The sequence below is a fragment of the Roseibium suaedae genome, assembly GCF_900142725.1.
GTDB classification, from domain to species: Bacteria; Pseudomonadota; Alphaproteobacteria; order Rhizobiales; family Stappiaceae; genus Roseibium; species Roseibium suaedae.
Genome location: NZ_FRBW01000003.1, coordinates 606,613 through 630,524 on the forward strand (window position 1 = coordinate 606,613; position 23,912 = coordinate 630,524).

Annotated in this window: 22 protein-coding genes; 9 read left to right on the forward strand and 13 right to left on the reverse strand. The window is 61.3% G+C overall.

The genetic code is table 11. From position 1 onward, the window contains the following. The first annotated feature begins 22 nt into the window (after positions 1-22). Together BUA94_RS16160 and BUA94_RS23850 are read left to right on the forward strand one after the other, a co-directional pair. A complete protein-coding gene (locus tag BUA94_RS16160; protein ID WP_073014330.1) occupies positions 23-1,126 on the forward strand; it encodes an efflux RND transporter periplasmic adaptor subunit in 1,104 nt (367 codons plus the stop codon). Then, entirely contained in the window at positions 1,123-4,650 is a 3,528-nt protein-coding gene (locus BUA94_RS23850; protein WP_073014331.1) for an efflux RND transporter permease subunit, read from the forward strand. The genes BUA94_RS16160 and BUA94_RS23850 overlap by 4 nt, the downstream gene beginning before the upstream one ends. 326 nt (positions 4,651-4,976) lie before the next feature. On the opposite strand, the gene BUA94_RS16175 is transcribed toward BUA94_RS23850, so the two are convergent. From BUA94_RS16175 to BUA94_RS16185, 3 genes are all read right to left on the reverse strand, one after another. Next, positions 4,977-5,873 carry a CDP-alcohol phosphatidyltransferase family protein gene (locus BUA94_RS16175; RefSeq protein ID WP_084082066.1) on the reverse strand — a complete coding sequence of 299 codons (897 nt, stop codon included), beginning with the start codon at positions 5,871-5,873 and terminating at the stop codon, positions 4,977-4,979. Between the two features lie 9 nt (positions 5,874-5,882). After that, a complete protein-coding gene (locus BUA94_RS16180; protein WP_073014333.1) occupies positions 5,883-6,587 on the reverse strand; it encodes a phosphatidylserine decarboxylase in 705 nt (234 codons plus the stop codon). Between the two features lie 183 nt (positions 6,588-6,770). Next, entirely contained in the window at positions 6,771-7,688 is a 918-nt protein-coding gene (locus tag BUA94_RS16185; protein ID WP_073014334.1) for a LysR family transcriptional regulator, read from the reverse strand. Between the two features lie 95 nt (positions 7,689-7,783). Between BUA94_RS16185 and BUA94_RS23375 the strand changes: the two genes are divergently transcribed. Next, positions 7,784-7,981 (forward strand): hypothetical protein, encoded by a 198-nt coding sequence (locus tag BUA94_RS23375; RefSeq protein WP_139251168.1) that lies wholly within the window; start codon positions 7,784-7,786, stop codon positions 7,979-7,981. A 126-nt stretch (positions 7,982-8,107) separates the two neighbouring features. Here the strand turns inward: BUA94_RS23375 and BUA94_RS16190 are convergent, their stop codons facing one another. Together BUA94_RS16190 and BUA94_RS16195 are read right to left on the reverse strand one after the other, a co-directional pair. Beyond that, complete coding sequence (locus tag BUA94_RS16190; RefSeq protein WP_073014335.1) at positions 8,108-10,033, reverse strand: ABCB family ABC transporter ATP-binding protein/permease; 1,926 nt, start codon at positions 10,031-10,033, stop codon at positions 8,108-8,110. Beyond that, positions 10,026-10,475 carry an ArsR/SmtB family transcription factor gene (locus BUA94_RS16195; protein ID WP_073014336.1) on the reverse strand — a complete coding sequence of 150 codons (450 nt, stop codon included), beginning with the start codon at positions 10,473-10,475 and terminating at the stop codon, positions 10,026-10,028. The genes BUA94_RS16190 and BUA94_RS16195 overlap by 8 nt, the downstream gene beginning before the upstream one ends. A 195-nt stretch (positions 10,476-10,670) precedes the next feature. On the opposite strand from BUA94_RS16195, the gene BUA94_RS16200 reads away from it, so the two are divergent. Together BUA94_RS16200 and BUA94_RS16205 are read left to right on the forward strand one after the other, a co-directional pair. Beyond that, the gene (locus BUA94_RS16200; RefSeq protein ID WP_073014337.1) at positions 10,671-10,946 is read left to right on the forward strand and encodes a type II toxin-antitoxin system ParD family antitoxin; all 276 of its coding nucleotides are present in this window, start codon (positions 10,671-10,673) and stop codon (positions 10,944-10,946) included. Next, positions 10,939-11,226, forward strand: coding sequence for a type II toxin-antitoxin system RelE/ParE family toxin (locus BUA94_RS16205; protein ID WP_073014338.1), 288 nt, complete (start codon positions 10,939-10,941; stop codon positions 11,224-11,226). Before BUA94_RS16200 ends, BUA94_RS16205 begins: the two co-directional genes overlap by 8 nt. 77 nt (positions 11,227-11,303) lie before the next feature. Here the strand turns inward: BUA94_RS16205 and BUA94_RS16210 are convergent, their stop codons facing one another. After that, positions 11,304-12,935, reverse strand: a complete 1,632-nt coding sequence (locus tag BUA94_RS16210) for a LysM peptidoglycan-binding domain-containing protein (RefSeq protein WP_073014339.1) — start codon at positions 12,933-12,935, stop codon at positions 11,304-11,306. Between the two features lie 261 nt (positions 12,936-13,196). On the opposite strand from BUA94_RS16210, the gene BUA94_RS16215 reads away from it, so the two are divergent. Next, positions 13,197-13,802, forward strand: coding sequence for an LOG family protein (locus tag BUA94_RS16215; protein WP_073014340.1), 606 nt, complete (start codon positions 13,197-13,199; stop codon positions 13,800-13,802). Between the two features lie 346 nt (positions 13,803-14,148). Here BUA94_RS16215 and rarD read toward each other — a convergent pair whose 3' ends face one another. The 6 genes from rarD to cysS form a co-directional block, all read right to left on the reverse strand. Continuing rightward, a complete protein-coding gene (gene rarD / locus BUA94_RS16220; protein WP_073014341.1) occupies positions 14,149-15,075 on the reverse strand; it encodes an EamA family transporter RarD in 927 nt (308 codons plus the stop codon). Positions 15,076-15,101: 26 nt separating this feature from the next. Then, positions 15,102-16,697, reverse strand: a complete 1,596-nt coding sequence (gene cimA / locus BUA94_RS16225) for a citramalate synthase (protein ID WP_073014342.1) — start codon at positions 16,695-16,697, stop codon at positions 15,102-15,104. Positions 16,698-16,764: 67 nt separating this feature from the next. Beyond that, the gene (gene pip / locus BUA94_RS16230) at positions 16,765-17,721 is read right to left on the reverse strand and encodes a prolyl aminopeptidase (protein ID WP_073014343.1); all 957 of its coding nucleotides are present in this window, start codon (positions 17,719-17,721) and stop codon (positions 16,765-16,767) included. Further along, on the reverse strand, positions 17,718-18,200 hold the full coding sequence (locus BUA94_RS16235) for a GFA family protein (protein ID WP_073014344.1): 483 nt from the start codon (positions 18,198-18,200) through the stop codon (positions 17,718-17,720). Before BUA94_RS16235 ends, pip begins: the two co-directional genes overlap by 4 nt. Continuing rightward, positions 18,197-18,685, reverse strand: coding sequence for a GFA family protein (locus tag BUA94_RS16240; RefSeq protein ID WP_073014345.1), 489 nt, complete (start codon positions 18,683-18,685; stop codon positions 18,197-18,199). The genes BUA94_RS16235 and BUA94_RS16240 overlap by 4 nt, the downstream gene beginning before the upstream one ends. Before the next feature lie 72 nt (positions 18,686-18,757). Continuing rightward, positions 18,758-20,161, reverse strand: a complete 1,404-nt coding sequence (cysS, locus tag BUA94_RS16245) for a cysteine--tRNA ligase (RefSeq protein WP_073014346.1) — start codon at positions 20,159-20,161, stop codon at positions 18,758-18,760. A gap of 320 nt (positions 20,162-20,481) precedes the next feature. On the opposite strand from cysS, the gene BUA94_RS16250 reads away from it, so the two are divergent. From BUA94_RS16250 to BUA94_RS16260, 3 genes are all read left to right on the forward strand, one after another. Continuing rightward, a complete protein-coding gene (locus tag BUA94_RS16250) occupies positions 20,482-22,248 on the forward strand; it encodes a L,D-transpeptidase family protein (RefSeq protein WP_084082068.1) in 1,767 nt (588 codons plus the stop codon). 173 nt (positions 22,249-22,421) lie between these two features. Then, a complete protein-coding gene (locus BUA94_RS16255) occupies positions 22,422-22,610 on the forward strand; it encodes a hypothetical protein (RefSeq protein WP_073014347.1) in 189 nt (62 codons plus the stop codon). Between the two features lie 32 nt (positions 22,611-22,642). After that, a complete protein-coding gene (locus BUA94_RS16260) occupies positions 22,643-23,023 on the forward strand; it encodes a metalloregulator ArsR/SmtB family transcription factor (protein ID WP_328586302.1) in 381 nt (126 codons plus the stop codon). Positions 23,024-23,225: 202 nt separating this feature from the next. Here BUA94_RS16260 and BUA94_RS16265 read toward each other — a convergent pair whose 3' ends face one another. Further along, a complete protein-coding gene (locus BUA94_RS16265; RefSeq protein ID WP_073014348.1) occupies positions 23,226-23,759 on the reverse strand; it encodes a CreA family protein in 534 nt (177 codons plus the stop codon). Positions 23,760-23,912: the final 153 nt, after the last annotated feature.

Genomic DNA, 23,912 nt, shown 5'->3' on the forward strand with positions numbered 1-23,912 from the left:
CGCGAGACTGCCGGAGTGATCAATGGCTTTGAAGTTTTCCTATCTGCTCTCCTTCGGACTTGCCGCCGGAATTGGTGTGTGGATGTACACCGGCACGGTGGTTGAAGGTGGCCAGGGCGATTCTGCTGACGCAACGCCGCCGCCGGCAGAGCGGGCGGTTGCCGCCAACGACCATCTGTTCCGGGTACAGGTTGCCCATCTCCAGGCCCAGGATCGCGAAGCGGTTCTGGATCTGCGCGGACGCACCCAGGCCAATGCCCGGGTGGAAGTGCGCTCAGAAACGGCCGCGCGGGTGATCAGCCGCCCGGCACGGGAAGGCACACGCATCACCAAGGGCGACATTCTGTGCGAACTGGACAAGGGAACCCGGCCATCCGGAGTTCTGGAAGCCAGGGCCAATCTTGCTCAAGCGGAAGCGGATTTCAACGCGGCGGAAAAGCTGTCCAGCAAGGGCTTCACAGCCCAGAACCAGCTTGCCGCTTCCCAGGCGACACTTGACGCCGCCAAGGCGCGCCTGGAAGAAGCCGAGCTTGAACTGGACCGCACCACCATCCGCGCACCGATCCATGGCATCATCGAAAGCCCGATGGCCGAAGTCGGCTCACGCCTCAACACGGGCGACATCTGCGCCACCGTTGTCGACACGGATCCGATGAAAGCTATCGGCCAGGTGTCTGAGCTTAATGTCGGCTCCATCTCGCCGGGCATGGCCGCAAAGGTTGAGCTGGTGACCGGGCAGAGCTTTGACGGCACCGTGCGCTATGTGGCGCCGGCTGCCGACAGCGATACGCGGACCTTCCGCGTCGAAGTCGAGATTCCCAACGAGGACGGCGCTGCGCGGGACGGTATCACCGCCCTCACCCGCATTCCCCTGCGCACCACCCGCGCCCACAAGATCTCACCCGCCATCCTGACCCTGAATGACGAAGGCCAGGTTGGTCTTCGGGCCGTGAATTCGGACAATGTCACCGAGTTCTATCCGGTCAAGGTTCTAGGCGGGGTTGAGGACGGTGTCTGGGTCGCAGGCCTGCCCGAGACCGTTACCGCCATTATTGTCGGACAGGATTATGTTGCCGACGGCCAGAAGGTCGAACCGGTTCTGGAAACCGCGGAGGCTCCGAAATGATCGGCATGCTCGAAGATATTCTGCGGCGGCCCAAAACCGTTTTCGTGCTGATGCTCGCGCTGATCATCGCTGGCACGGCGACCTATCTCGCGATCCCCAAGGAAGACGCGCCGGACATTGACGTGCCGGTCTTCTATGTCTCCGTGACCCAGCAGGGCATTTCTCCGGAAGATGCGGAACGATTGCTCGTCCGCCCCATGGAAACGGAGCTGCGCGGCCTGGATGGCCTGAAGGAGCTGACGGCGATTGCCTCTGAAGGCCACGCCGGTTTCGTGCTGGAATTCGACGTCTCGTTCAACAAGGACGAGGCAATGGCGGATGTGCGCGACAAGGTGGACCTGGCAAAATCCAAGCTGCCTTCGGAAGCCGATGAACCGACAATCACCGAAACCAACTTCGCGCTGATCCCGACCATCACAATCGCTCTCTCCGGCGATGTACCGGAACGCACGCTCTACAATCACGCGCGGCGCCTGAAGGATCAGATAGAAGCCATCGACACGGTTCGTTCCGCCGATCTGTCCGGGCACCGGGAAGAGCTTCTGGAAATCCTGATCGACACCCAGAAGCTCGAGACCTATTCGATCAGCCAGCAGGAGCTGCTGAACACGCTGACGCTCAACAACCGGCTTGTGCCTGCGGGCTTCATCGACAGCGGCAAGGGACGTTTCAACGTCAAGGTTCCAGGCCTCGTCCAGAACCCGGAAGACGTCTACTCCCTGCCGGTCAAGCAGAGCGGCGAAGGTCTCATCACCCTTGGCGATCTGGCCGAAATACGCCGGACCTTCAAGGATGCCAGCAGCTATACGCTGGTCAACGGCCGCCCGGCCATTGCCCTCAAGATCACCAAGCGGATCGGCACCAACCTGATCGAGAACAATGCCGCCGTCCGTGCGGTCGTTGCCGAAGCCTCCAAGGACTGGCCGGAGACGATCAAGGTCGACGTGCTGCTCGATCAGTCCTCCAAGACCTTCGAGGTTCTGGGCTCGCTTGAATCCTCGATCATGACCGCGATCTTCCTGGTGATGATCCTGGTCGTGGCCTCTCTCGGCTTGCGGTCCGCACTTCTCGTCGGCCTCGCAATTCCCGCCTCCTTCATGATCGGCTTCCTGATCCTCGGCGGCCTCGGCTTCACAGTCTCAAACATGGTGATGTTCGGCCTTGTGCTGACCGTCGGCATGCTGGTGGATGGCGCCATCGTCATGACCGAATATGCCGACCGCAAGATCTCTGAAGGCATGGAGGACACGGAAGCCTATATCCGTGCCGCCAAGCTGATGTTCTGGCCGATCGTCTCGTCCACGGCAACGACCCTCGCCGCCTTCCTGCCCATGCTGATGTGGCCGGGTGTGGCGGGCGAGTTCATGAGCTATCTGCCGATCATGGTGATCATCGTCCTCAGCGCCTCGCTGCTGACGGCCATGGTCTTCATTCCGGTGACAGGCGGTATCTTTGCCAGGATCTCGCACTGGGCAGGACGCTACGCGACCCTGCTTCTGGCGCTGTTCCTAGGTGGAGTCGCTGGAGCCGGCATTCTGGTCAACGGCCCGCTTCTGGCGGCAGGTCTTGCTTCGATCGCAGCTCCCCTCGCGGTTGTTGCCGCTTTTGGCGTTGGTATCATCTCCTTCTTTGTCCTTCGCCCCTTCGTTGCTTGGTCGAAGGCGCGGGCAGCGCGTAATGCAGCGCGTGAGCGGGAAGAAGCCGCCGCCCTGTCGGCGACCGACACATTCGACATATCCAAGGTGAAGGGGATCACCGGTCTCTATGTCCGGTTCCTGAACCTTCTGGTCGGCAACCCGGTCGGGAACATTGTCGCCATCGTCGCGGTGGTCGGCGGCTGCGCAATGATTTTCCTCGCCTTTGCCGCCAATCCGACCGGTGTCGAATTCTTCATCGACGAAGAACCAGACCAGGCCGTCGTGCTTGTGTCCGGGCGCGGCAACATGTCGACGGCGGAGTCCCTTGCCCTTGTGAAGAAGGTCGAGGATCAGATCCTGTCGATCCATGGCGTCAAGAATATCGTGACGACTGCAGTCGCGCCTGGCGGAAGCACGGGCGGCGGCGGCATGGGCGGGGTTCAGGACAAGCCGGACGATGTGATCGGCGAACTCATGCTCGAGCTCTCCAATTTCTGCTGCCGTCCAAGGGCTGCCCAGATCTTTGCGGAGATCCGCGAGCGGACGGGCCAGTTGCCGGGCATCAAGGTGGAGACCCGCAAGATTGAAGGCGGCCCGCCCACCGGCAAGGACATCCAACTCGAGGTCAAGTCTTCCGACTATGACAGCATGGTCGCCGCCGTTGCCCGCGTGCGTGAGCATCTGAACGGCACCGCCGGTCTGCTTGATCAGGAGGACAGCCGCCCCCTGCCCGGCATCGAATGGCAGATCGACATCGACCGTGAACAGGCTGGCCGCTACAAGGCCGACATTGCGGCGGTCGGGTCCATGGTCCAGCTCGTCACCAACGGCGTTCTGATCGGCACCTATCGCCCAGGAGACAGCGAAGACGAGGTGGACATCCGCGTCCGTCTTCCGGCCAGCGAACGGACCCTGGACCGGTTCGACCAGCTGCGCCTGCAGACACCGCTCGGGCTCGTGCCGCTGGCAAATTTCATCACCCGCACACCGGCACCGAAAGTGTCGGAGATCGTCCGCCGCGACGGCCTCTATTCCATGATGGTCAAGGCCACGGTCGACAAGACCAGCGGCCTGACAGTGGACGAAAAGGTGAAGGAGCTGGATGGCTGGCTGAAGAGCGAGACCTGGCCTGCCAATGTCTTCCTCAAGTTCCGTGGATCGGATGAAGACCAGAAGGAGTCCGGCGAGTTCCTGATGAAGGCGATGATCGGGTCCCTGTTCCTGATGTTCATCATCCTGCTGACCCAGTTCAACTCGTTCTACCAGACCTTCCTGACCCTCTCGACGGTGGTCATGTCGGTCATGGGCGTGTTGCTGGGCATGGTGATCACCGGGCAGAAGTTCTCCATCATCATGAGCGGCACGGGTGTGGTGGCCCTTGCCGGGATCGTGGTGAACAACGCCATCGTGCTGCTGGACACCTATAACCGGTTCCGGGAAGACGGCATGCCGCCGGTGGACGCGATCCTGAAGACTTCGGCCCAGCGTATCCGCCCGATCATGCTGACCACCATCACCACGATCGCAGGCCTCGTGCCGATGGCGACCCAGATGAACCTCGACTTCGTCAACCGGGTCACGTCCATCGGCTCGATCACCTCGGCCTGGTGGGTGCAGCTGTCGACAGCGGTGATTGCAGGCCTCGCCTTCTCCACCCTGCTGACCCTGATCATGATCCCGGTCATGGTCGCCGTGCCAAGCGTCTGGATGAGATTGTTCCGGCGCCTTTGGAGCGGCCAGCGGACAGACGCGCAAGCAGAAGGCAGCACCACCAACCTGCCAGCAGCCCCTGCGCCGACGGAAGTCGCCCCTCTGAAGCTCGTGCCAAAGACCTCCGCCAAGGCAGAAGGCCCAACGCCTGACAGCCTGCCGCACGCGGCGGAATAACAAGCGCCACGCCAACAAAAAAGCCGCTGGGAAAACCCGGCGGCTTGAGCGTGATGACAGAGCAGCCTTTGTTTTCTTTCGTCATGGTCGGGCTTGTCCCGACCATCTGCAAGCCATTGACTTGGATAGATCCTCGGCACAAGGCCGAGGATGACGAAGGAGAAACAGGCACTCTCGGCGGCGCCTTCCCGGACGAAGCAAAGCGGAGATCCGGGATCTTATACCAACATTAAGAAATAGCGGGTCCCGGCTCAAGGCCGGGACGGCGCGGTGGAGATGGGGATGACCTCGAGAACTCCATGACCCTTGTCCGCCACTGCCCCCGTTCAAACGCTGTCGTGCTTGTCCCGGTCGCTGAGGTGATCGAGGTCTGTGTCGGCGCAATCGCCGTCGTCGTCCATGGTCACCGTTGCATCCGTGCGCAGGTACTGGCGGTGGCTGCGCCAGGCGAAGGGAATGGACACGAGGTAGAGGGCCGAGCCGACGGTCAGCATCTGGAACGGATAGCTGACAGTCAGTGCGACCAGCAGGACCGCGACCAGAAACAGCGGCAGCACCAGATCGCGGCGGATGCGGGTGCCGAACTTTTTACCCGAATAGGTCGGAAGGCGGCTGATCATCAGAAACGCGATGGCAATCGTATAGATCGCGACGCCTGGAGCAAATTCCGGCCAGTGCGGCAGGAAGCCGAGAAACTCCCAATAGATCGGCATCAGCACGGTCAGGGCGCCTGCAGGGGCAGGAACGCCGGTGAAGAAATGCGCCGCCCATTCCGGCTTGTTCGGATCGTCCAGCGCCACGTTGAAGCGGGCAAGACGCAAGGCGCCAGAGATCGCGAAGATCAGTGCCGCGATCCAGCCGAACGACCCGGCATCCTTCAGGATCCAGACGTAGAGCATCAAGGCCGGGGTGACGCCGAAATTGACGAAATCCGCCAGCGAATCCAGTTCAGCGCCGAAGCGGGACGTACCTTTCAGGAGACGCGCCACGCGGCCGTCCAGCGCATCCAGAACGGCAGCCACCAGCACGGCCCCGATGGCAAACTCCCACCGTCCCTCGAAGGCCATGCGGATGGCCGTCAGCCCGGAGCACAAGGCCAGCAGCGTGACCATGTTCGGCAGGATCAGGCGCATCGGCACCCGGCGGAAGCGGGGTGTCCTGCGCTCGCTGTCCGCGCCCTCTTCGGCGGAAGGATCCGGAGTGTGCTGGTGTTCGTTCTGCATGGTGCTTCCTCAGCCCACGCGGGTGACGAGCTGGGACTTGCCCGGTGCGTCTGCCAGATCGGCAAGCACCGTTTCACCGGCGATCATGGTCTGGCCATGGGCAACGCGGATGGTCGTGCCGAGCGGGAAATAGACATCGAGACGCGAGCCAAACCGGATCAGGCCGAAACGCTCACCCGTGCTCAGGGTCTCGCCTTCGCGGACGAAGCAGACAATGCGGCGGGCAACCAGGCCAGCGATCTGGACAACACCAATGCGGATGCCGTCCTTTTCGATCACCAGACCGTTGCGCTCGTTCTCTTCGCTGGCCTTGTCGAGCTCGGCGTTGAGGAAGCGGCCGGCACGATAGGCAAGGCGCACGATCCGGCCGCCAAAGGGGGCTCGGTTCACGTGGCAATTGAACACGTTCATGAAGATCGACACGCGCAGCATCGGCTCATCGCCAAGCTCCAGCTCTGCCGGAGGACGCACCGGGCCGACGTGGCTGACGACGCCATCGGCCGGAGAAATCACCAGGCTTTCGCCAATCGGCGTCACACGCTTGGGATCCCGGAAGAAGTAGCAGACCCATGCGGTCAGGATCAGGCCGATCCAGAACAGCGGATCCACGAACCAGCCGATGACAAGCGTGGCCACAAAGGCAATGGCAATGAAGGGCCAGCCTTCACGGTGGATCGGAACAAACGCCTTGGTGACGGAATCGACGAGGGACATGACAAATCCTTTTGGCAGGCTGCCTGCACGAGACACCGGAGACCTGCTCCGGATCAGGGGGCGCGCCGCGCGTGGGTGTGCGGGGCGCATAAGCTTACGCTCCCGTCAGTTCAATCCCTGTTTCTAGTGGCATTTCCTGAGAGTTTGAACCGGGAACATCGCCGCAAGGCACTTTTTCCCGGATCACCTGCGCTCCAACACCGGATAATCGGCCTCCCAATAGGCCGGACGGCCGAATTTGCTGACCAGGAAATCGACAAAGACGGAGATTTTCGGCGGGGTGTGCCTGCCCGGCGGATAGACGGCCCAGATCGCACCTGTCCGTGAGATGGGATAATCCGGCAGGAGTTCGACCAGCCGCCCTTCCTTCAGGTCCCGCCAGACATGGGCGATGGACTTGACGATCAGGCCCAGCCCGCACAGTGCTGCATCATAGGCATAGTCGCCATTGTCACCGGTGATGAAGGGCTGCACCTGATGGGTCAGCTCCCCATCCGGACCATTGAAGTACCACACGGGCATGGCCTCCATGCCGATACAGTCGTGGTTGACGAGGTCAGCCGGGGAACAGGGCTTGCCCTTGCGGGCAATATAATCTGGAGACGCGCAAAGGACGCGCTGATTGCCGCCGAGCCGCCGGGCCTTCAGGGTGGAATCCGGCAAGGGCGCAGCGCGGATCGCCATGTCGAAATTCTCGCTCATCAGATCGACAATGCGGTCGGAGAAATCCATGGAGATGCGGATGTCCGGATAAAGGTCCCGGAACTCCAGCAGATAGGGCAGCACATGGTGCCGGCCGAAGAAGACATTGGAGGAGATGCGCAAAAGTCCCTTCGGCGCATCGGTCACCTCCTCAAGCTCTTCAAGGGCTGTGTCCATTTCGCGCAAGGCCGCAGAAGAATGCTGGAGCAACACCTGCCCGGCCTCGGTCAAAACCACACGGCGGGTGGTGCGATTGAAGAGCTGCGCATTCACTTCCCGCTCCAGCCCGGTCAGCCGGGCACTGGCAGCAGAGGCGGAAAGCCCGAACTCCCGGCCGGCGGCAGACACATTTCCAAGAGCGGCGACACGCGCGAAGAAGCGGAGATCATCGAGGCGCATTATCCTATTCCTCCGCATAGTCATTCAAATCCGAGCCTGATTATACCAAGATCAGAAAAATGAGAAAGTCTCCCCATCAGCAAAGGAGACTGACCATGTTACACACTGGAGATATCTTCGAGACCCGCGCCCGGCAGCACCGCGCCGAGGAACTGCGCGCCCTCACCCGCAGCTTGACGGGCTTTCTGTTCCGCACCAGCCGGCAGAAGCCTCTGTCTCGGACCGAACGCTGCAGCCGCCTTGTTCACGCAGCCCCTCTCCCGGCCACCCGGCAGACTGGTTGCTGCGCGTGAAGGGCGTCAGGGCCCGTCCATGCTCCGTCGGGCAAATTCGCCTGACCTTGAACCAAGCTCCTGAAACTACACCGCCGCCAGAAGTCCTGAAGACTTCGGCGGCGGATTTTTTTAAGATCAAAGGCCTCAGCCGGGAATGTAATCCGCCGTCGGGCCGCGGGTGACAAAGCCGAGATCGTCGGATTCCTTGGCTGCCCGCAGACGTTCTTCCGCCTCGTCGGCTTCGCGCTGGCGATCCCACATGGAGGCATAGAGACCCTTCTTCGCCAGCAACTCGGTATGAGTTCCACGCTCGGCGATTTCACCGGCCTGCAGCACGATGATCTGGTCCGCATTGACGACGGTGGACAGCCGGTGGGCGATGACAAGGGTCGTTCGGTTGCGGGAGACCTGATCAAGAGCCGTCTGGATTTCCCGTTCCGTATGGGTGTCCAGTGCGGAGGTCGCCTCATCCAGGATCAGGATCGGCGGGGCCTTCAGGATCGTGCGGGCAATGGCAACGCGCTGCTTCTCGCCGCCGGAGAGCTTCAGGCCGCGTTCGCCCACTTCCGCTGAATAGCCTTCCGGCAGCCGTTCGATGAAATCATGGATCTGGGCCATGCGGGCGGCGTCCTTCACCTCTGCCTCACTCGCCTCTGGACGGCCGTAGCGGATGTTATAGGCAATGGTGTCATTGAACAGCACCGTGTCCTGGGGAACCATGCCGATGGCTCCGCGCACGCTTTCCTGCGTGACCGAGCGCACATCCTGTCCATCGATGGACACAGCCCCGCCGGTCACGTCATAGAAACGGAACAGAAGCCGCGAGATCGTGGATTTGCCCGCGCCGGACGGGCCGACAATGGCAACGGTTTTGCCGGCGGGTACCTCGAAGCTGATGCCCTTCAGGATCGGACGGGCAACGTCGTAGTGGAACTTCACATCGTCAAAGCGGATCGTGCCTTCCACGGCCTTGAGGTCCTGCGCGTCAGAGGCGTCCTGAACTTCCGCCGGAACGTCCAGCAGGGAAAACATGGATTCGATATCCGCCAGGCCCTGGCGGATTTCCCGGTAGATGAAGCCGATGAAGTTGAGCGGAATGGCAATCTGCATCAGCAGCGCATTGATCAGGACGAAGTCGCCGATGGTCTGCTCGCCGCGCTGAACAGCGAGGGCAGAAAGGATCATGCAAGCCGCCGTGCCGACGCCGAGAATGAATGTCTGGCCAAAGTTCAGCCAGGCGAGCGACGTCCAGGTCCGGGTCGCAGCTTTCTCGTATCGGGCCATGGAAACATCGAAACGGGCGGCTTCCATCTTCTCGTTGCCGAAATACTTCACGGTCTCGAAGTTCAGCAGGCTGTCGATGGCCTTGGAATTGGCATCCGTGTCGCTGTCGTTCATCTCGCGGCGGATGGCAATGCGCCAGTTGGACGCCTTGATGGTGTACCAGACATAGGCGACGATCATGACTGCGATGATTGCCAGATAGCTGAAGCCGAACTGGTACCAGATCACGATGGCCATGATGCCGAATTCCAGCAGGGTCGGAATTCCGTTCAGGATCGTGAAGCGGACGATGGCTTCAATCCCCTTCACCCCGCGTTCGATCACGCGGCTGAGACCGCCAGTGCGCCGCGCCAAATGAAAGCGCAGGGACAGCTGGTGCAGGTGATGGAAGGTGATGTTGGCAAGCTGGCGGACCGCATGCTGGCCGACTTGCGCAAACAACGCGTCGCGCAACTGGTTGAAGGCCACCGCAAGCACCCTTGCCGCATTATAGGCAAGAACCAGCATGACAGGCGCGACCAAGAAGGCAGGCAGATTGTTGCTCTCCCCGGTCAGTGCATCGGAGGCCCAGGCAAAGAAATAGGGTGAGAAAACCGTCACCACCTTGGCGACGATCAGGGCGGCAACCGCCAGGAGAACCCGGTTCTTGAGATCTGGACGGTCAGCGGGCCAGATATAGGGCCACAGGTTGACCAGCGTGTTCAGGGTCTTGCCTTCTTCGGCACTGACACCCTTGCGGCCAGCCGCCTGCGCGTCGGCGGTCTTTGTCTTGGACGGATCAGTCAATAGAGGTCTCCATGGGAGCATCGGCGTCTTTGCCGCAGGAGTTAGTCGTGCTGTCAGTGCAGCAGGACAGCTGTTCCTGAGCTTCCACTCCGGCCAGAACGGCCTGAAGAAAAGCGGAGGATGCGGCAATGGTCTTTTCGAGAATGTCCTTGCGGACCTGATAATGGCAGCAGCGGCCGCGGATTTCGCAGGTCACCAGCCTTGCATCCTTCAGCACCTGCAGGTGCTGGGACACGGTGGATTGAGCCAGGGGCAACCGTCCGACGATATCGCCGCAGCAGGCACCGGGGTTTTCGGAAAGGGAGCGCAGAATGGCAAGGCGCGCAGGATGGCCGAGTGCCCTGTAGAGACCGGCCAGCTTGTCCTGAACTTCAAAAGCCTGCGAGGCACCACAGACATGCCCTTCGCCCGCACAGCTCTCGCCGGCAGCGTCTTCATCCATCAATTTCTCTCCCTCACAGGCCTGCAGACATGAAGCCCGCCCGCCATTCATCGTAGATATACGATGGAACTCTGAAATCTCAAGGGTGCGGATGAAAGCAATTGCGGCAATCACAGATAACAATAGGACGCTTGCCAACCCGGTCCAGTTTCCTAATAATTCTTGTTAGTTCCTATTAGTCGATGGACCCATCTCATGAAGCCGTCCCCCATGAAGACCCTGACAGTCTCTCTCTCGGAGCATCAGGTGGAGCAGTTGCAAAGCGCTGTTCAGTCCGGCCTATATGCCTCCAACAGCGAAGTGGTCCGTGACGCCCTGCGTCTTTGGGAGCAGCGCGAGGAACTCAGAAAGCTTGAACTTGCCCGGCTGAAACGCGCCTATGAAGAGGGGTTGGCAAGTGGAGAAGGCCGGTCTGTTGACGCCGATACACTGCTGTCAGAACTGAAGGCTGAAGCCCGCTCGCGTGGCTAGGGTTATCCTCAGCCGGCGCGCAGAACAGGATATTAGAGCGATCTGGATGGAGATCGCCCGGGACAACGAGCCCGCAGCCGATAACCTGGTGAGAAGATTTCTGGAAAGGGCAGACCTTGCGGCCACTCAGCCCAACATGGGGACACCCAGGCCCGAACTCAGCCCGACGGCCCGCCTTTTGATCGAAGGAAACTATGTGCTGATTTATGAGCCGATGGATTATGGCATCCTGCTCATTGCCATAGTCCACGGCGGCCGAAACCCTGACAACTGGCTGTGACCTTCAGAACCCTTCGATTGTAAACGCTGGTGTCCCAAGCCCAGCCGGACAAGTGTCCGGCCAGGTCTCAAGGCATCTTATTGGGCGGGCTTCCAGTTCAGGTCACCTTCAGGCGTCAGGAACACCTGACCGGGATAGATCAGATCCGGGTTGCGGATCTGGCCCTTGTTGGCCTGATAGATCGTGGTGTAGCGGAAACCGTCGCCATAGAGGCGGCGGGAGATGTTCCAGAGATTGTCGCCCTTGCGGATGATGACATTGGGCAGGGTCTTGCCGGCATTGGAGGCATTCGCGCCTTCTGCACCGCCTTCACCAGCCGCTTCCACACGGGTGAGAACAATGGCCTGCTCCTGCGCCCGCTCAAAGGTGACGGCCGCACGGGCAACAACCGTGTTGCCATCTGCGCCGATCATGTCGGCACGCACTTCAACCGGGCCAGACGCCAGATCCATGCCGCCCTCGACCAGCCAGCGGCCATTGTCGCCGACCTTGCCGGAACCAAGCAGGGTATCGCCCACATAGATGCGGACATCGTGACCGGCTTCGCCGGTGCCTGCCGTGTAGACCTTGCCGCTTTCCGCTTCGACCGCATCGACGGTGACAACGAGATCGGCCTTAGCTGCAGCGGGTGCGGCTGCCGTCTCGGACGGCTGGGAAGCCAGAGCGGGTGCTGCCGGAGCTCCGGCAGGCGTCTGAGTCTGGTCTTGGGTCTGGTCCTGGGTCTGGCCTTGCGGCTGAACCGGAGCGTCTGACGTGGCGGTTGCAGTTGGAGCCGTGGTAGTTGCCTCGGAAGACGCAACAGCAGCAGGCGCCTGCGCGTCGGAACTCCCGGCCTCTGCGGCCTTCTGGCCGTTACCAGTTTCGATGCCAGAGCCAGAACCTGTGTCCGAAGCAGCGGCTGACGGGGAAGCCGTTGCAGTTGCATCCGGAGATGCCGCGTCAGCCGGGCCAGACGCAGAAGCAGAGGCCTCAGGCTTGGGATCTGTCACAGGCGCAGAAGCCTCAGGCGCGGCTGCCACCTGCGTTCCGGTGGAAGCATTGGCATTGACATCGGCTGCGGGGGCTTCAGAGGTGGCGGGCGCGTCCGCTGCGGCGGTCTCCGTTTCCTTTGCGGCGCCGGGAACCTGCAGCACGCTGGACGGCGCATCCGGCGAATTCAGAACGACCAGAGGCTGCTGCTTGCCGTCTTCGGGAACCGAGACAGCAAGACGCTGGCCGGAAGCATCTCCAACCGCATTGTCATTCTCGTCGAGCGCCTGAAGATTGACGTCGTAGTCACCCGGGCTCAACGGCTTGTCCAGAATGATCGACCACTCGCCGTCCTGATTGGCAATGGCCTTGCCGACAAGCTTGCCATTGGCCATCAGGCCAACGATTGCGCCCGGATCAGAACGTCCTGCGACCACCGTTTCACCGGTCGGCTCGACACTGACCACATCGAAGCTCAGGTCACCCTTCTTCGCAGCAGCCGGAACTTCCGTCACGCCCGCATCCTTGTCGGACTTGGCACCCGAACGGGCAATCGAGGTTTCGCCTGAAGAAGAAGCCGCATCGCCAGTCCCGCCGGACTTTGCCGCATCAGGCGTGGACGCCACCTGCGGCGCGGAAGGCGCATTGCCCTTGTCCCGATATAAATAGGCCGTCACAAGCGCTGCGACGCCCACAAGGGCAGCCACCACCAATGTCCGGGTAAGTGCAAGCTTCGTCATCCGTCTTCCCATCCGCCAGGGGTAAGGCGCTCGTTTCTTGCGCGAGCTGAAGACCTTTACCCGGCCATCCCATCTGAACCGTGAGCGCTCCAGGGCCCTTGCCCGCGCCCTTCGGGTACGCATTGCCTAAGACGATGAATATACGCCTTTTTAAGCTGCGGCAAGGAAACGGGCCCGTGTGGTCAAGGCCGATGTGGAACCGGCCCGGAAAGCACTTGCCGCCAGCTTGACCGCAGCCGTCTGAGGTGCCACAGATTTGGCATGGCAAAACTTGAAAGCGTCTGTGTTTACTGCGGCTCCAGCTTTGGAACCGATGCGGCTTATGAAGCTGCGGCAACCCGTCTTGGCCAGCTGATTGCTGGCGAAGACTTGCGTCTTGTCTATGGCGGCGGCGCGGTCGGCCTGATGGGCACGGTTGCGGGAGCAGCCAAGGAAGCCGGTGGCAAAGTCACCGGAATCATTCCGCATTTCCTGGAAGAACGGGAAAAGATGCTCGAAGGGATCGACGAGCTGATCGTCACCCAGGACATGCACGAGCGCAAGCAGCTCATGTTCCAGAAGGCTGACGCCTTCATCGCCCTCCCCGGCGGCATCGGCACCTTGGAAGAGGCTGTCGAGATGATGACCTGGGCCCAGCTCGGCCAGCATCGCAAGCCCGTGGTGCTGGCGGATGTGAACGGCTTCTGGTCGCCCTTGCTCGAACTTCTCGACCACATGCGCAGCCAGGGCTTCATCCGCCCGGAAACGGAAGTGCCCTATCTCGTCGCCAAGCGAATCGAAGAAGTGATTCCCCTGCTCTGCAAGACGCTGGATTGCGAGGGAACGCCCTGCTCGGAAGACGTTCTGGAAACCGTCCGCCGCTTCTGAACCGATGCAGGAAGAGCGAAATGACTGAGGACGGACAGCTTCCGTCCTCATATCCAGATTAAGTTGTTCCGAAGCTGATTCCGGAATGCTGCCTAAAATATTGAAGCAGCGAAACTTTTCTCACTCGACGCATATCTGCCGACGCAAGCGGCCATGCTTCGAGACGGACCTCCGGTCCTCCTCAGCATGAGGGGAGCATGGGCAGCCTTCCTTGCGCCAATGGCGCAAACGCGTTCGAAAAGTTTCCCTTCCCGTGCGCCGTCAACACGCCCTCCCTCATCCTGAGGAACCGCGAAGCGGTGTCTCGAAGGATGGGCGGCAAGCAAGCCTCCCACCCCGGCCGGCCTCAGGCCGCAGCCCGCTTGGGAGACCGCTTCCAGCGGAGGAGACTATCGCCCGTGAAGATGGCGAGCGCGATCCAGACGATCACGAAAGTCATCAGCGTCGTCGGCATCAAGGGCTCGTTCCAGACGAACACCGCCATGATGAAGTGAAGCGAAGGTGCGATATATTGCATCAGGCCAAGCATCACCATGGGCAGACGGCGGGCCCCGGCCGAGAAGAGGATCAGCGGCACGGAGGTGACAACGCCTGTTCCGACCAACGCGGCCAGCACGGCGGGCTGCCCGAGGGAAAGAGCATCCACACCCCAGGACAGATTGAGCAGGACATAGCCAATCGACAGGGGCAGCAGGAGAACCGTTTCCACCAGAAGGCCCGGCGTCGGGCGCACAGGCGTGACCTTGCGCACATAGCCATAGCCCGCAAAGGAGAAGGCAAGGACCAGGGAAACCCAGGGCAGGCCACCGGCCAGCACCGCCTGAACGCCAACGCCCAGGACCGCAAGCCCTACAGCCACGCTCTGGGCACGTGTCAGCTTCTCGCGCAGCACCACCAGCCCGACCACGACATTGACGAGCGGATTGCAGAAGTAGCCGAGGGCCACATCCAGCACCTTGCCCTGCTCGATCGCCCAGATGAAGATCAGCCAGTTGAAGGCGATAAGGCAGGCGGACACGGCCAGAAGACCGACCAGCTTCGGCTCTTTCAGGATCGCTATGAACTCGTCAAAGCGCCTGCGCACCACCAGAATGATCGTCAGCAGCAGCACGGACCAGATGATCCGGTGCGCCACCACCAGATCCGCCGGAACACTTTCCGTCAGCTTGTAGTAGGCAGGCAGAAAGCCCCACATGCCATAGGCGCCAAGGGCGCACAGAAGGCCCGTGCGGAATTCGGATCCGTCAGCACCCGTTTGGCTCTTGTCAGCCATCTGAACCGTCTTTCAAGGCAGATGCCTCAGGCAGGATTTGCCTTCAGCAAGGTGTAATTGATGGAATCCACCAGGGCCTGGAACGAGGCGTCGACAATGTTGCTCGACACGCCGATCGTGAACCAGCGCCGGTGGGTTCTGGTATCCTGGCTTTCGATCAGAACCCGCGTCACGGCTCCGGTACCACCATTGAGGATACGCACCTTGTAGTCGATCAGCTCCAGACCGTCGATAGCTGTCTGGTATTTGCCGAGATCCTTGCGCAGGGCCATGTCCAGAGCGTTGACCGGACCATTACCCTCAGCCACGGACATGCGGGTCTCGCCGTCGATCTCCACCTTCACCACGGCTTCCGAGATGGTGATGAGATCCCCGACCGCATTGAACCGCCGCTCGACCATCACCCGGAAGGACGAAACGTCGAAGAAGCGCGGAACCTCGCCCAGCGTCCGGCGAGCCAGAAGTTCGAAGGAAGCGTCCGCGGCTTCATAGGCATAGCCATCGGCTTCCTTCTGCTTAACCTCGGCCAGAAGCCGGTCGAGGCGCGGATCGCTCTTTTCCACCGTGATGCCGAGACGGGCGAGTTCGCCCAGAAGGTTGCTCTTGCCCGCCTGGTCAGACACCAGCACCCGGCGTCGGTTGCCAACGCTTTCCGGCGGCACATGCTCATAGGTCTGCGGTTCCTTCAGGATCGCTGAGGCATGGATCCCGGCCTTGGTGGCAAAGGCGCTGGCGCCGACATAGGGCGCGTGGCGGTTCGGAGATCGATTCAAGATCTCGTCGAAAGCATTGGAAATCTGAGTGATTTCCGCCAGCTGCGCCGGAGCGATGGAAAGCTCCAGCTGATCCGCATAGGGCTGTTTCAGCATCAGGGTCGGGATCAGGGTGATCAGGTTGGCATTGCCGCAGCGCTCACCGATCCCGTTCAGCGTGCCCTGGATCTGGCGCACACCGGCATCAACAGCGGCCAGTGCATTGGCCACCGCATGGCCCGTATCATCATGGGTGTGAATCCCTAAATGATCGCCCGGCACCACTTCCCGGACCTTCGCGACAATGGCTTTCACTTCATCCGGCAGCGTGCCGCCATTGGTATCGCACAGAACCACCCAGCGGGCACCGGCCTGATAGGCGGTGCGGGCGCAGGCCAGCGCATAGTCCGGGTTGGCCTTGAACCCGTCGAAGAAATGCTCGCAATCGATCATCGCTTCCTTGCCGGCAGCGACGGCGGACTTCACCGTGTCCTCGATGCTTTCCAGATTTTCCTCGTTGGTGCAGCCCAGCGCTACATCCACGTGGTAGTCCCAGGCCTTGGCAACGAAACAGCAGGCGTCTGAGGAAGCTGCCAGAACCTGCTGCAGCCCCGGATCATTGGAGGCGGAGCGCCCTGCCCGTTTGGTCATGCCGAAGGCCGTGAAGGTTGCCTTCTGGGTCCGCTTCTCGCTGAAGAACTCCGTATCCGTCGGGTTTGCCCCCGGATAGCCACCCTCCACATAGTCCACGCCCAGGCGGTCGAGCAGCTCGGCAATGACCACCTTTTCCGTCACGGAGAAGTCGATGCCGCTCGTCTGAGCCCCATCGCGAAGGGTCGTGTCGAAGAGGTAGAGCCGTTCCTTGGTCATGGTCTAATGCCTGCGTGTTTCCGCCCGAAGGCTTATCGTTATCTGTTCTGGATCGTCTGAAGAAAGATCAGCCGGGAAGCCCGGCATAGCGGTCCGTCGCCCGGATCAGCCGGTCGAGAATGCCCGGTTCGTTGAAGGCATGGCCCGCGCCCTCGATCACGTGGAGTTCCGACCCCGGCCAGCCCTTGTGCAGCTCATAAGCTGTGCGCAGCGGACAAGGCATGTCGTAGCGGCCATGAATGATGACGCCCGGAATGCCGGCGAGCTTGCCCGCATCGCGCAGCAGCTGGCCTTCTTCCAGCCAGCCAGCATGAACGAAGAAATGGTTCTCGATCCGCGCGAAAGCATGGGCAAACTCGTCCTCACCGAAGTGATCGGAGTTCTCAGCGCTCGGCAGAAGGGTGATCGTCTCGCCCTCCCACAGGCTCCAGGACCGGGCGGCGGCCACACGGACGGACTTGTCAGAATGAGTCAGGAGCTTGCGGTAAGCCCCCATCATGTCATGTCTTTCCGCTTCCGGCACCGGAGCCTGGAACCGCTCCCACTTCTCCGGGAACATCTCGGACACGCCGAACTGATAGTACCAGTCGAGCTCGGCCTTGGTGAGCGTGTAGATGCCGCGCAGAACCAGTTCGCTCACCCGCTCCGGATGTGTCTGAGCATAGGCCAGCGCCAGGGTGGAGCCCCAGGAGCCGCCAAAGACCTGCCACTGATCAAAACCGGCCATCTCGCGCAGACGCTCGATGTCGGCGACCAGATGCCAGGTGGTGTTGGCCTCCAGCTCCGCATGGGGCGTGGAGCGGCCGCAGCCGCGCTGATCGAACAGCAACACGTCATAATGATCCGGATGGAACAGGCGCCGGTGGTCCGGCGAGATCCCGCCGCCCGGGCCGCCATGGAGGAACACGGCCGGCTTCTTGCCAGGCGTGCCGGAGCGTTCCCAATAAATCTGGTGGCCATCGCCCACATCCAGCATGCCGGAGGCAAAGGGCTCAAGTTCGGGATAGAGCGTCCGGAGCGTCATTCGGAAGGGTCCTGTTGCGGCCAAGAAGCCGTGTCATGATCGGGATGCTGATAGGATTTGATGGCGGCATAATGCGCGGCAGCCTTCGCCGTTTCCTCCGCGCTGATGCCGGGCATGTCGATCACCCGCTCGCACCAGGGCAGGCGCATGTCTGTTGCCAGCTGGATCACCGGCGGCATACGGTCCGGCTCGTCCATGGTGGTGACCGTGATATCCGGCGCCCAGCCCTCGAACTCGAAGGTCAGCGGCGTGCCGCAGTCACTGCAAAAGCCGCGCTTCACCTTGTTGGAACTCTGGAAATGCTTCGGCTTGCCGCGGGTGTATTCAAGATCTTTTGCCGTCACCAGCGCCGCAAACGGACCGCCAAGCGCCTTCTGGCACATGCGGCAATGGCACAGGGACGAGCGGCCGAAATCGGACGCCCGGTAGCGGATGGCACCGCACTGGCAGCCACCACTGAGATAGGTCTTTTCGCTCACGCGCTTTCCTCCGGCGGCCAGGTTTCCGTGTCGTGGTCGGGATGCTGGTAGGTCTTGAGGTTCGCCAGGAACTCCAGTGCGACAGCATCCTCATCCGTGCGGCTGCCGGGAAGCTGGGTCAGCGTGTCGACACAGGCAAGCTTGCCTTCCAGACCATATTGCACGGTCAGGGTGAGCCTTTCGGGATGATCGAAGGCCCCGACAGCCAGCGCCATGCCATCCGGTGCCTCATAGGTCAGCGGGGTGCCGCAATCCCGGCAGAAGCCGCGCTGAACGTGGCTTGAAGACCGGAACAGCGCCCGCTCGCCCCGGGTCCAGGTGAGTGTCGCTTTGCGTACGGAAGTCAGGGGCGCGAACAGATTGCCGAAGGCCTTCTGGCACATGCGGCAATGACAGACCGACGCCTCATCCAGCGTACCCTCGACCCTGAACCGCACCGCCCCGCACTGACACCCACCCGTATGCACGTTCTGCTGATCACTCATGCCCAGGTCCTCCCCACTAGATGGCCGCCGCGTCCCTTCAACCTCAGAAAAATGAGCGCGGCGGAGGGCATTTTAGCGTTTCACTTCCCAGGTGGTGACGCGCTTGCCGGTGGTCTTGTCCTTTGAATCCATGAGCTGAATTCCTTCAGAGACAAGTTCATCGCGGATGCGGTCGGCTTCCGCCCAGTTCTTGGCTTCAAAAAACGCGAGACGTTCTGCGATACGGGCGTCGATGGAGGCAACATCAAGATCACCGGTATCGACGATCACTGGTGCCACACCCAGAAGGGCAGCGGTCGCGCAATAGACCGCCAGCTTGCCCTCATCGCGCGCGGCCTCGCCAGCCAGCGCGTGGAGCGCCTGAATGGCGGCAGGCGTATTGAGGTCGTCGCCCAGTGCGGCCAGAACCTCGGCGGATGGCTCCGCATCGGACGCCTCGACTGCGGGCCACTTCGCCAGAAGCCGCTCAGCCTCCTCCAGCCGCTTGACCGAGAAGTCGATCGGCTCGCGGTAGTGGGTCATCAGCATGGCAAGGCGCAGGATCTCTCCCGGCCATTTGCGGCCGCCGAAATTCACCGTTGCCAGCAGATCGTGGATGGTGACGAAGTTGCCCTCGGACTTGGACATCTTCCGGCCTTCCACCTGGACGAAGCCGTTGTGGAGCCAGACGTTGGCCATCTTGTCCGTGCCATGGGCGCAGCAGGACTGGGCGATCTCGTTCTCATGGTGCGGGAAGATCAGGTCCAGCCCGCCGCCGTGAATGTCGAAGACCTTGCCCAGGTGATGCTCGGACATGACCGAGCACTCGATGTGCCAGCCCGGACGGCCACGGCCCCAGGGGCTGTCCCAGCCCGGCTCTTCTGCCGACGACAGCTTCCACAGAACGAAGTCGCCCGGGTTCTTCTTATGGGCATCCACGGCGATACGCGCGCCAGCCTTCTGGTCGTCGAGATTGCGCTTGGAGAGCCCACCATATCCCGGCATGGAGGCCGTGTCGAACAGGACTTCTCCTTGCGTTTCATAGGCATGGCCGCGCGAGATGAGAGTTTGAATCATCGCGATCATGCCGCCGATATGCTGGGTTGCACGCGGCTCGAAGCCCGGCTCCAGGCAGCCCAGCGCCTTCACGTCGGCGTGGAACTGGTTGGCGGTCTTTTCCGTCACCTTGGCGATGGCATCGTTCAGCGGCAGATCGGGATAATCGCGAAGGGCGCGCGCGTTGATCTTGTCATCCACGTCCGTGATGTTGCGCACGTAGGTGACATGGCTTTCGCCATAGAGATGGCGCAGCAGACGGTAGAGAACGTCGAAGACGATCACCGGGCGGGCATTGCCGATATGGGCGAAGTCATAGACCGTCGGGCCGCAGACATACATGCGCACATTGTCCGCATCGATCGGGATGAAATCATCCTTCGAACGGGTCAGCGTATTGGTGAGCTTCAGCCCCTTGCTGTCGGGCGTTGTTGCGCTCATGTCAAACGGTCTCCTGGCCTGCTGGCCGGGACGGTCCGTCTATCGTGCGATGTGCAAAGAGGGATCGGCCACAGCCAGCGATGTCGCTAGCTGCAAATAATGGTGATCGAAATGATGTTCCGTGTGGCCGTCATCATGGGGATGTTATTGACCGGTTTCGCAGCCCCGGTCAAGCCTTCTGCCGCCTGGAAGCGTTCGCGGAAAGATGCAGGGCCCCGGCGCTGGACAGCATCCGGGACTAGGGTACCCTAGCGATATTTTTCAGGACGGATTCGGAAGCGGCGCGATTGCGACGGGGTCTTCCGGATGGGAGGGTTTTTATGTTTTTCGTTCGAACTTGCAGAGATGGCCGCAAAACTGCAGCAAGCTGGACAACAGCTGCCCTGTTGCTGGCAGGCGCAAGCCTGCTTGCTGCTCCCTTAGGGGTGGATGCGCTGGCGCAAGGGGCCCTTCCTGTCAGCAAGCCACAGGCTGCCGCCCGGACCGCACCCTCAACCTCTGCCGCGGCAAGTCCCGCACCGGCGAATGCGCTCCCCGCGGCACAGCCTGCCGCACCCGCCTTTGATCCGGCAACCCTGCCGCCCTTGAGCGCAGCCGTCTATTCCGCGCTTCAGGCGCGCACCGTTCCCGAGAAAATCGCCCTCGCCTATCAGGCACGGCAGTACAAGCCCCTCTGGCTGGATGACGACGGGGTGTTTGAAACCGCCCATCTTGCCATCAATGCCTTCGCCTCCGCCAATGACCATGCGCTGAACCCGGAGAACTATGACCCGATCGGCCTTGCCGCCCGTGTCGAAAGCGCTGCAACGGAAGCGGACAAGGCGCAGCTCGACGTGGACCTGTCGCTGCAGTTCGTCCGCTATGCGACCCATCTGTCTTCCGGCCGGGTTCAACCCAACGAGGTCAACAAGGCGCTGAACATCTTCCCCCATGTGCCTGACCCTCTGGCGCTTTTGCAGGAAGTTGGCAACAGGGGAAGCTTCGCCGATGTTCTGGACAATCTGGCGCCGATCTCGCCCAGCTATGCCCGGCTGAAGCTGCGCCTTGCCCAATACCGGGAAAAGGCAGCCAATGGCGGTTTCACGGTCGTCCCCGATGGCGAAGTGCTGAAACCGGGCATGACGGACGTCCGCGTGCCGGTTCTCGCCCAGCGCATGGAGCAGGAAGACTATCTGGAGCCGGGCGCTCACAGCGGCGAGATCTATGACGGCACGCTGGTTCAGGCGGTCAAGGACTTCCAGTCCTATCACGGCCTCTCCGTCGATGCAGTGATCGGCAAGGAAACCCTAGCTCAGATCAATGTTCCGATCCGTCAGCGGCTGATCCAGATGGAACTCAACATGGAGCGCCGCCGCTGGATGCCGGACGATCTGGGCGACACTTACATCTTCGTCAATCTGGCGGACCAGAACCTGAAGGTGGTCAAGCAGGGCCACACGATGCATACGGCCCGTGTTGTGGTGGGCAAGCCGTTTCATGCGACACCGGTCTTCTCCCACAACATGACCTATGTGGAGATCAACCCCTACTGGACCGTCCCGTCCTCGATCGCCACGAACGAGTATCTGCCGAAACTGCGCAAGGACCCGACGGCGCTTAGCGCCCAGAACATCCGCATCTTCAAGGGCGATACGGAAGTGGCGCCGACACAGGTCGCCTGGAACAGCTATTCGGCGGGCAACTTCCCTTTCCGGCTGCGCCAGGACCCGGGCAAGAGCAATGCGCTTGGCCGGATCAAGTTCATGTTCCCGAACAAGTTCAACATCTACATCCACGACACGCCGTCGAAATCGCTGTTCAGCCAGTCGGAGCGGTTCTTCTCCCACGGCTGCATCCGCGTCTCCGATCCCTTTGGACTGGCGGAAGTGCTGCTGGGAGACCAGGGCTACAGCCTGCCTCAGCTTGATGCCCTGAGGGACAGCGGCGAGCGCAAGGTGATCACGCTCAAGACGCCCATTCCCGTTCATCTGACCTATCTGACGGCCTGGATGAACAAGGACGGCTCGACCCATTTCCGCAAGGACATCTATGGCCGTGACGAAACACTGCTGAAGGCCCTGGCCAAGGCCATGACGGACAATCTCTAGCAAGGGGTGCGGTCAAGGCGGAAAAACGTGAGTTTCCGGGCGTTCAGATCCGTTTAACGCATCTGAACGCCAGCTGAATGCGCCCCTCAGACTGGGTTCAAGGCCGGTTTGGCATTCTCTCCTCATCAGCCCGGGACAACAGTGATCCCCGGGCAAGCTGGGGAGCTACCAAAATGTTCAACCGTCTTATCGCCCTCGCCTTTCTCGCCCTCGTACTCGGCGGCCCGGTTGCCGGTATCATGAGCCTCGTTACCTTCCCGAAGGCTCATGCAGCCTCCAGCCAGAACAAGGCAATTTGCCTGGCTGCTGGTGTCAGCTGTGGTCAGGGCTATGTTCTGCTTCCGGCGATGGGCCGTTTCTGATAGCGGAAAGTAACCGTCAAAAAGACTGTAACTTGCTGTTGCCGCATTTCTTTGTCATTGTCCGCCACATGAACCACGAAGCTCTTGAAGACAAGGCAGAAGATGCCGCCCGTTTCCTGAAGATGCTGGCATCAGGCCCGCGCCTTCTGCTGATGTGCCAGATGTTCGACCGCGAGTGCAGTGTTGGAGAACTGGCAGAGAAGACCGGGATGCGCATGCCGACTGTCTCACAGCAGCTTTCTCTTCTGCGCAACGAAGGCCTTGTTGAAACGCGCCGCGAAGGCACGACGATCTACTACCGTCTTGTCAGCAATGCCGCGCAGGAAATCATGGCTGTTCTCTACAAGCACTTCTGCGCCACCGAAGCCAATCCGGACCTTGCATCCGCGCTTCTGGAACCCGCCGGCGAGTAGAGCTCTCGGTCTGGTCAAGCGCCCACAGCCCATGTTTTGAGACAGCGCTACCGCGCTTCCTCAGCATGAGGACCGATTGTGGTATCATCGGCGCTCAATACACCCACTCCCTCATGCTGAGGAGCAGCACCGCTGCGTCTCGAAGCATGGGCAACACACTCCGCCGCCTTCACGGCTGAGCCAGACTTGAGCGCGCCCCGGATCAGTCCTTCAGATAGTCACCGCATTTGACGGGAGCCTGATCCCCCCAGGGCATGATCGGCACGGTCGAGGTGGAGTTCTTCGGGCTGCCTTCCACCAGCTTGTCCGAATAGACCAGATAAACCAGCACATTGCGCTTGGCATCACAGCCGCGGACGATCTGCATCTTCTTGAAAAACAGCGAGCGGCGCTGACGGAACATTTCCTCGCCCTGCTCGAACTTGGACCTGATCGTCACCGGACCAACCTGCCGGCAGGACAGGGACACGTCGGACACTTCCTCGGCCACGCCGATCCAGCCGGAGATGCCGCCCTTCTCGGGAACGGTGAAGTGGCAGGACACGCCCTCCACCACCGGGTCATCGATGGCGTAGGTTGCCAGCTTGTGATCCGGTGTCAGGAACTTCCAGACCGTCGACTTCTTGAAGATGAGGTCAGGCTCTTCTGCGGCGGATGCCGCAAGAGGGGCAAGGACAACAGCTGCCGTCAGGGCAGCAGCGGTGAGCTTGCGGAACGAGTGAGCCATCTGGAACATGAATCCTGCCTTTCAAACAAAACGGACAGGAGACCATGTGGGTCACCTGTCCGTGATTGTCCATAGGCAGAACTGCTTGGCCCGCCCGAAAGCGGTTTCCGGTCAGGCCCCGGCAGAAGACCCTTCGCTCTTGCGCGGATCCTCTTCGGACTG

Bases quoted from the DNA above. Each gene is read 5' to 3' on its own strand.
- BUA94_RS16240 (WP_073014345.1), bottom strand. From the start codon at position 18,685: ATGAGTGATCAGCAGAACGTGCATACGGGTGGGTGTCAGTGCGGGGCG.
- BUA94_RS16255 (WP_073014347.1), top strand. From the start codon at position 22,422: ATGTTCAACCGTCTTATCGCCCTCGCCTTTCTCGCCCTCGTACTCGGC.
- BUA94_RS23375 (WP_139251168.1), top strand. From the start codon at position 7,784: ATGTTACACACTGGAGATATCTTCGAGACCCGCGCCCGGCAGCACCGC.
- cimA (WP_073014342.1), bottom strand. From the start codon at position 16,697: ATGACCAAGGAACGGCTCTACCTCTTCGACACGACCCTTCGCGATGGG.
- pip (WP_073014343.1), bottom strand. From the start codon at position 17,721: ATGACGCTCCGGACGCTCTATCCCGAACTTGAGCCCTTTGCCTCCGGC.
- cysS (WP_073014346.1), bottom strand. From the start codon at position 20,161: ATGAGCGCAACAACGCCCGACAGCAAGGGGCTGAAGCTCACCAATACG.
- BUA94_RS16200 (WP_073014337.1), top strand. From the start codon at position 10,671: ATGAAGCCGTCCCCCATGAAGACCCTGACAGTCTCTCTCTCGGAGCAT.
- BUA94_RS16210 (WP_073014339.1), bottom strand. From the start codon at position 12,935: ATGACGAAGCTTGCACTTACCCGGACATTGGTGGTGGCTGCCCTTGTG.
- BUA94_RS23850 (WP_073014331.1), top strand. From the start codon at position 1,123: ATGATCGGCATGCTCGAAGATATTCTGCGGCGGCCCAAAACCGTTTTC.
- BUA94_RS16265 (WP_073014348.1), bottom strand. From the start codon at position 23,759: ATGTTCCAGATGGCTCACTCGTTCCGCAAGCTCACCGCTGCTGCCCTG.
- BUA94_RS16175 (WP_084082066.1), bottom strand. From the start codon at position 5,873: ATGCAGAACGAACACCAGCACACTCCGGATCCTTCCGCCGAAGAGGGC.
- BUA94_RS16215 (WP_073014340.1), top strand. From the start codon at position 13,197: ATGGCAAAACTTGAAAGCGTCTGTGTTTACTGCGGCTCCAGCTTTGGA.
- BUA94_RS16250 (WP_084082068.1), top strand. From the start codon at position 20,482: ATGTTTTTCGTTCGAACTTGCAGAGATGGCCGCAAAACTGCAGCAAGC.
- rarD (WP_073014341.1), bottom strand. From the start codon at position 15,075: ATGGCTGACAAGAGCCAAACGGGTGCTGACGGATCCGAATTCCGCACG.
- BUA94_RS16160 (WP_073014330.1), top strand. From the start codon at position 23: ATGGCTTTGAAGTTTTCCTATCTGCTCTCCTTCGGACTTGCCGCCGGA.
- BUA94_RS16180 (WP_073014333.1), bottom strand. From the start codon at position 6,587: ATGTCCCTCGTCGATTCCGTCACCAAGGCGTTTGTTCCGATCCACCGT.
- BUA94_RS16185 (WP_073014334.1), bottom strand. From the start codon at position 7,688: ATGCGCCTCGATGATCTCCGCTTCTTCGCGCGTGTCGCCGCTCTTGGA.
- BUA94_RS16195 (WP_073014336.1), bottom strand. From the start codon at position 10,475: ATGGATGAAGACGCTGCCGGCGAGAGCTGTGCGGGCGAAGGGCATGTC.